The 3068-nt window shown below is 69.9% G+C and carries 2 protein-coding genes; both read left to right on the top strand.

All coding sequences use genetic code 11. From position 1 onward, the window contains the following. Positions 1–460: 460 nt before the first annotated feature. Positions 461–2320 carry a molecular chaperone DnaK gene (gene dnaK / locus ABZ914_RS49395; protein ID WP_190850726.1) on the top strand — a complete coding sequence of 620 codons (1860 nt, stop codon included), beginning with the start codon at positions 461–463 and terminating at the stop codon, positions 2318–2320. Then, entirely contained in the window at positions 2317–2937 is a 621-nt protein-coding gene (grpE, locus tag ABZ914_RS49390; protein ID WP_190850729.1) for a nucleotide exchange factor GrpE, read from the top strand. Before dnaK ends, grpE begins: the two co-directional genes overlap by 4 nt. Positions 2938–3068 lie beyond the last annotated feature (131 nt).

Raw genomic sequence — 3068 nt, 5'->3', positions numbered from 1 at the left:
GCCCGGCGCGAGCCCGCCCGAGGGCGCCCCCCCCGAGGGCGGGGCGCCGGGGGGCGAGGCGTGGGCGGCGGGCGAGGGCAGGACCGCCGCCGTCCCCGCCGCGAGCAGCGTGCCGAGCAGGAGGCCGAGCGGGGCCCGGCTCCGGCGTCCGTACATCATCGAGACTCCTCTGCGCAGGGCCGCCCGGGGTGGGCGGCCCTAAGTGATCACCCGGAGGGCGTGATCGTCTTCGCGGGAGTAGTCCCGATGGATCCCGTTTTCTTACACCGGGCCGGGAACTGGAATAGGTGGCTCACACGTCCTGTTCTAGAGAGCGTCAGCAAAGTTGAGTCCGCCCGACTCAAGTCATTTGACAACGAGCCGGGGGCCGGGCACTCTTGCGGACAGACAGACATCGACCGGCCGCACCCCGGGGGCGACCGGGGCGCGATAACACCGGAAACGACGGAGGACGAGAGACATGGCACGTGCGGTCGGCATCGACCTCGGGACGACCAACTCGGTCGTCGCGATCCTGGAGGGCGGCGAGCCCACCGTCATCGCCAACGCGGAGGGGTCGCGGACCACGCCGTCCGTCGTCGCCTTCGCCAAGAACGGAGAGGTCCTGGTCGGCGAGGTCGCCAAGCGCCAGGCGGTGACCAACGTCGACCGGACGATCCGGTCGGTCAAGCGCGAGATGGGCACCGACTGGAAGACCAAGATCGACGACAAGGACTTCACCCCGCAGCAGATCAGCGCGTTCGTGCTGCAGAAGCTGAAGAGGGACGCCGAGTCCTACCTGGGCGAGACGGTCACCGACGCGGTCATCACCGTCCCCGCCTACTTCTCCGACCACCAGCGCCAGGCCACCAAGGAGGCCGGCCAGATCGCGGGCCTGAACGTCCTGCGCATCATCAACGAGCCGACCTCGGCCGCGCTGGCGTACCACCTGGAGAAGGAGAACGAGGCCACCATCCTGGTGTTCGACCTCGGCGGCGGCACGTTCGACGTGTCCCTGCTGGAGGTCGGCGACGGGGTCGTCGAGGTCAAGGCCACCAGCGGTGACAACCACCTCGGCGGCGACGACTGGGACAACAAGGTCGTCGACTGGCTGGTGGAGAAGTTCAAGAACGCCAACGGCGTCGACCTGTCCAAGGACAAGATGGCGCTGCAGCGGCTCCGCGAGGCCGCGGAGAAGGCGAAGATCGAGCTGTCCGGCTCGTCCGAGACGCAGATCAACCTGCCCTACATCACCGCCTCCTCCGAGGGCCCGCTGCACCTGGACGAGAAGCTCACCCGGGCCGAGTTCCAGCGGATGACCTCCGACCTGCTCGACCGGACCAAGGCGCCGTTCAACTCGGTGCTCAAGGACGCCGGCATCACGGTGGGCGACATCGACCAGGTCGTCCTGGTCGGCGGCTCCACCCGGATGCCCGCGGTGTCCGAGCTGGTCAAGGAGCTGACCGGCGGCAAGGAGCCGAACAAGGGCGTCAACCCGGACGAGGTCGTCGCGATCGGCGCCAGCCTCCAGGCCGGCGTGCTGAAGGGCGAGGTCAAGGACGTCCTGCTGCTGGACGTGACCCCGCTGAGCCTCGGCATCGAGACCAAGGGCGGCATCTTCACCAAGATCATCGAGCGGAACACCACGATCCCGACCAAGCGGTCGGAGACGTTCACCACCGCCGACGACAACCAGCCGTCCGTGGAGATCCAGGTCTACCAGGGCGAGCGCGAGATCGCCGCGTACAACAAGAAGCTCGGCACCTTCCAGCTGACCGGCCTGCCGCCGGCGCCGCGGGGCGTCCCGCAGATCGAGGTCACCTTCGACATCGACGCCAACGGCATCGTCAACGTCAGCGCGAAGGACCAGGGCACGGGTCGCGAGCAGTCGATGGTCATCACGGGCGGCAGCGCGCTGCCCAAGGAGGACATCGAGAAGATGATGCGCGACGCCGAGAACTACGCCGAGGAGGACCGCAAGCGCAAGGAGGAGGCCGAGGTCCGCAACCAGGCCGACACCCTCGCGTACTCGACGGAGAAGTTCCTGCGGGAGAACGACGAGAAGGTCCCCGCGGAGCTGAAGACCGAGGTCAACGACGCGATCGCCGAGGTGAAGAAGGCCCTGGAGGGCACCGACGTCGACGCGATCAAGGGCAGCGCCGAGAAGCTCGCGCAGGTCTCCCAGAAGATGGGCGCGGCGATGTACGCGCAGAACCCCGAGGGCGCCCAGCCGGGCGCCGAGGACGCCGGCCCGACGGCCGACGCCCAGGGCGCGCAGGACGACGAGGTCGTCGACGCCGAGATCGTGGACGACGACAAGCCGAAGGGTGAGGCCTCGTGACTTCCTCCCCCCGCGAGGGCGAGGACCAGGAGGGCCCGGTGATCCGCGACAAGCGGCGCATCGACCCGAAGACGGGGAAGCTCCGGGAGCCGGCGGAGGAGCCGGCCCCGGAGGCCCCGGCCAACGGGGGCACCGGGGAATCCGATGAGGAGGTCTCCTCGCTGAAGACGCAGCTGAACGAGCGGCTGGCCGACCTCCAGCGGCTCAAGGCCGAGTACGACAACTACCGCAAGCGGGTCGAGCGGGACCGGGTCGCGGTCCGCGAGCAGGCCCTCGGGCAGGTCCTGTCCGAGCTGCTCCCGGTGCTGGACGACATCGGCCGCGCCCGGGACCACGACGAGCTCACCGGCGGGTTCAAGTCCGTCGCGGAGAGCCTGGAGGCGGTCACCGGCAAGCTCGGGCTCGAGAAGTTCGGCGAGAAGGCCGAGCCGTTCGACCCGACCGTGCACGAGGCGCTCATGCACTCGTACTCGGCGGACGTGACCGAGACGAGCGTCGTGGACGTCCTGCAGCCCGGCTACCGGATCGGGGAGCGGGTCCTGCGGCCCGCCCGGGTCGCGGTGGCCGAGCCCGACCCGAACGCCGGCGCCGACGAGGGCGCCGACGAGGGCGAGTGATCCACCCGCCGGGCCCGTCCCGTCCTGGGACGGGGGGGGGCCCGGGGGGGACGGGGGGGCGAGACCGAGGTGGGGGTTGAGGTGAGGGGGGGGCGGGGTGCGCCCAGGACTTACGTGTGTTTGTCGACTGG

The sequence above is a fragment of the Spirillospora sp. NPDC046719 genome, assembly GCF_040645715.1.
Lineage (GTDB): Bacteria > Actinomycetota > Actinomycetes > Streptosporangiales > Streptosporangiaceae > Spirillospora.
This window is presented reverse-complemented; position numbering and strand designations above follow the sequence as displayed.

Coding starts and splice junctions, on each gene's coding strand:
- dnaK (WP_190850726.1), top strand. CDS start 461: ATGGCACGTGCGGTCGGCATCGACCTCGGGACGACCAACTCGGTCGTC.